This is a genomic window from Kitasatospora sp. NPDC057542 (assembly GCF_042801945.1).
Classification (GTDB): domain Bacteria; phylum Actinomycetota; class Actinomycetes; order Streptomycetales; family Streptomycetaceae; genus Kitasatospora.
Genome location: NZ_JBHVFE010000659.1, coordinates 1 through 3,756 on the forward strand (window position 1 = coordinate 1; position 3,756 = coordinate 3,756).

Here is a 3,756-nt window from a genome sequence, read left to right on the forward strand (position 1 = left end):
ACCTGCGGCCGTTCCGCCGTGTCGGCTCCGGAGCCGTCAGTGGCCGTCGGCGGGGACGGTACCGAGGCGGCCGGCCTGGAAGTCCTCCATGGCCTGCTGGAGCTCGCGGTGGCTGTTCATCACGAACGGCCCGTACCAGGCGACCGGCTCACGGATCGGCAGGCCGCCGAGCAGCACCACCTCGAAGTTGGCGCTGCGCGAGTCCTGGCTCTCGTCGGCGCGCAGGGTGATCGAGTCGCCGTCGCCGAAGACCACGGCCTGTCCCATGTGGAACGGGCGGCGCTCCTGGCCGGCCGCGCCCTTGCCGGCGAGGCCGTAGGCGAGGGCGTTGAAGTCGGCGCGCCAGGGCAGGGTGATCTGGGCGCCGGGGCTGATCGACGCGTGGATCATGGTGATCGGGGTGTGGGTGGTGCCGGGGCCCCGGTGGCCGTCCAGCTCGCCCGCGATCACCCGGAGCAGTGCGCCACCGTCCTCGGTGCTGAGGAGCTTGACGCTGCCGCCGCGGATGTCCTGGTACTTCGGGGCGATCATCTTGTCCGAGGCGGGCAGGTTCACCCACAGCTGGAGGCCGTGGAAGAGGCCGCCGGACATCACCAGCGACTCCGGCGGGGTCTCGATGTGCAGCAGGCCGGAGCCGGCCGTCATCCACTGGGTGTCGCCGTCGGTGATGGTGCCGCCGCCGCCGTGCGAGTCCTGGTGGATGAACGTTCCGTCGATGATGTAGGTGACGGTCTCGAAGCCGCGGTGCGGGTGCCAGGGGGTGCCCTTGGGCTCGCCGGCCGCGTAGTCCACCTCGCCCATCTGGTCCATCATGATGAACGGGTCGAGGTACTTGGTGTTGATCTTGGCGAAGGCGCGGCGGACGGGGAAGCCCTCGCCTTCGTAGCCCTCGGGAGCGGTGGCCACGGTGAGGACCGGCCGGGCGCTCGTGACGGCGGGGTCCGGCGTGGTGACGCGCGGGAGGGTCAGCGGGTTGTCGACGGTCACGGCGGGCATGTCGGCCTCCTTCGGGGGTGTCGGGCCTACGTGCACGAGATTAGTTCAATCCTCAACAACAAGCAAGTTGAAACTTGAACTAAGTAGTGACGGAGGAGCGCGGGCTCCTCTTCCAGGGTGGGTCAGCCGTACATCCGGCGCATCGTGAAGTCCACCATCTGCTCGACGGCCTTGGCGTCGAACACCATCCGGTGCTCGCCCTCCATGTCCAGCGCGAACCCGTAGCCGGTCGGCAGCAGGTCCAGGACCTCGGCGCCGGTGACGGTGAAGTGCTTGGAGTCCTTGCCGGCGTAGCGGCGCAGCTCCTTCAGGGAGCTGAACATCGGGATCACCGGCGTCGGGGTGTTGTGCAGCGCCAGGAAGCCGGGGCGGTCGCCGCGGGGGCAGTGCACCTTCGAGGTGATGAAGATCGCCTGGAAGTCCTCGACCGCCATCGAGCCGGTGGTGAAGGCCCGTACGGCGTCCGCGAGCGAGGGCGGCGAGGGCTCGGGGTACAGGGACTGCTGCGGGGGCTGCGACTGCCCGCCGTAGGCGTCGGGTCCGGGCATGCCGTTCATGCCCTGCTGCGGTCCCGCCTGCTGCTGGTAGGGGTCGCCCGGGTATGTGTTCTGGTCATATCCGTACACACGGACAGGCTAGCGGGAGCGCACCCTCCCGCGCTGGCGCCGATCCTGACAAGGAGTGGCGGTCCTGGCTGTGGGACGTGACCACGTTCATAGCGGATTCACGGGCGGGGGCTTGCCCAAGTTACCGCTGGGTAGCATCATGATGCCTACTGGTGGGTACGGGACGCCGGAACGCGGCGGTCTCCCGGAAGCGACGAACCGGAGATAACGGCCATGGGTCACTACAAGTCCAACCTGCGGGACGTGGAGTTCAACCTCTTCGAGGTGTTCGGCCGCGAGCAGGTGTACGGCACCGGACCGTTCGCGGACATGGACGTCGAGACCGCGAAGAACATCCTGAGCGAGATCTCGCGCCTCGCCGAGAACGACCTCGCGGCGTCCTTCGCCGACACCGACCGCAACCCGCCGGTCTTCGACCCGGAGACCAACACCGCGCCGATCCCGGCCACCTTCAAGAAGAGCTACCAGACCTTCATGGACGCCGAGTGGTGGCGTCTGGGCATCCCGGAGTCGATCGGCGGTCAGGTCACCCCGAACTCGCTGATCTGGGCCTTCGCCGAGCAGATCCTGGGCTCCAACCCGGCCATCTGGATGTACTCCTCCGGCCCGGCCTTCGCCGGCGTCATCGCCGAGGAGGGCACCGAGGAGCAGCTTGAGGTCGCCCGGCGGATGACCGACCGCCTGTGGGGCTCCACCATGGTCCTCACCGAGCCCGACGCGGGCTCCGACGTGGGCGCCGGCCGCACCAAGGCGATCCAGCAGGAGGACGGCTCCTGGCACATCGAGGGTGTGAAGCGCTTCATCACCTCGGGCGAGCACGACATGTCCGAGAACATCATCCACATGGTGCTGGCCCGCCCCGAGGGCGGTAAGCCGGGCACCAAGGGCCTGGGCCTGTTCATCGTCCCCAAGTTCGACTTCGACTGGGAGACCGGCGAGCTGGGCGAGCGCAACGGCGTCTACGCCACCAACGTCGAGCACAAGATGGGCCTCAAGGCCTCGAACACCTGCGAGATGACCTTCGGCGCCAAGCACCCGGCCAAGGGCTGGCTGCTCGGCGAGAAGGTCGACGGCATCCGCCAGATGTTCAAGATCATCGAGTTCGCCCGCATGATGGTCGGCACGAAGGCCATCGCCACCCTCTCCACCGGCTACCTGAACGCCCTGGAGTACGCCAAGGAGCGCGTGCAGGGCGCCGACATCTCGCAGTTCCTGGACAAGACCGCCCCGCGCGTCACCATCACCCACCACCCGGACGTGCGCCGCTCGCTGCTGACCCAGAAGGCCTACGCCGAGGGCATGCGCGCACTGGTCCTGTTCACCGCGTCCGTCCAGGACGACATGATGGCCGCCAAGCTGCGCGGCGAGCGCGACGAGGCCGCCGAGCGCCTCAACGACCTGCTGCTGCCGATCGTCAAGGGCTACGGCTCGGAGAAGTCCTACGAGCAGCTCGCCCAGTCGCTCCAGACCTTCGGCGGCTCCGGGTACCTCCAGGAGTACCCGATCGAGCAGTACATCCGCGACGCCAAGATCGACACCCTGTACGAGGGCACCACGGCGATCCAGGGCCAGGACTTCTTCTTCCGCAAGATCGTCAAGGATGGCGGCCAGGCGCTCACCGCGCTGTCCGAGCAGATCCAGAAGTTCCTCGGCTCCGCCGCCGGCGGCGACGCCCTGGCCGCCGAGCGCGACCTGCTCACCAAGGCCGCGGGCGACCTGGAGGCCATCGTCGGCAAGCTGCTGGCCGACCTCTCCTCGGTCGAGCAGGACGTCAAGAACATGTACAAGGTGGGCCTGAACACCACCCGCCTGCTGATGGTCTCCGGCGACGTCGTCGTCGGCTGGCTGCTGCTGCGCCAGGCCGCGGTGGCCCTGGCCAAGCTGGAGGCCGGCGCCTCGGAGAAGGACGTCCCCTTCTACCAGGGCAAGGTCGCGGCGGCCCGCTTCTTCGCCAAGAACGTCCTGCCGACCGTCGCCCCGCAGCGCCTGATCGCCGAGGGCATCGACAACGAGATCATGGAGCTGGCGGAGGAGGCCTTCTAGGCACCGCCCTCCGTCACCCGGGGGACCCCCGCCGCGTGACACCTCTCTGACTGCCTGACACACCCTCGCACCGAAGGGCCCGGCTGCCACC

Annotated in this window: 3 protein-coding genes; 1 reads left to right on the forward strand and 2 read right to left on the reverse strand. The window is 68.5% G+C overall.

What is annotated here, in order from left to right; genetic code table 11:
• Nucleotides 1-36: 36 nt before the first annotated feature.
• Entirely contained in the window at nt 37-996 is a 960-nt protein-coding gene (locus ACFU7Y_RS41630) for a pirin family protein (RefSeq protein ID WP_224281156.1), read from the reverse strand.
• Nucleotides 997-1,118: 122 nt separating this feature from the next.
• On the reverse strand, nt 1,119-1,622 hold the full coding sequence (locus ACFU7Y_RS41635; protein ID WP_374119997.1) for an SseB family protein: 504 nt from the start codon (nt 1,620-1,622) through the stop codon (nt 1,119-1,121).
• A 213-nt stretch (nt 1,623-1,835) separates the two neighbouring features.
• Between ACFU7Y_RS41635 and ACFU7Y_RS41640 the strand changes: the two genes are divergently transcribed.
• Nucleotides 1,836-3,665 carry an acyl-CoA dehydrogenase gene (locus tag ACFU7Y_RS41640; protein ID WP_224281155.1) on the forward strand — a complete coding sequence of 610 codons (1,830 nt, stop codon included), beginning with the start codon at nt 1,836-1,838 and terminating at the stop codon, nt 3,663-3,665.
• The last annotated feature ends 91 nt before the right edge of the window (nt 3,666-3,756 follow it).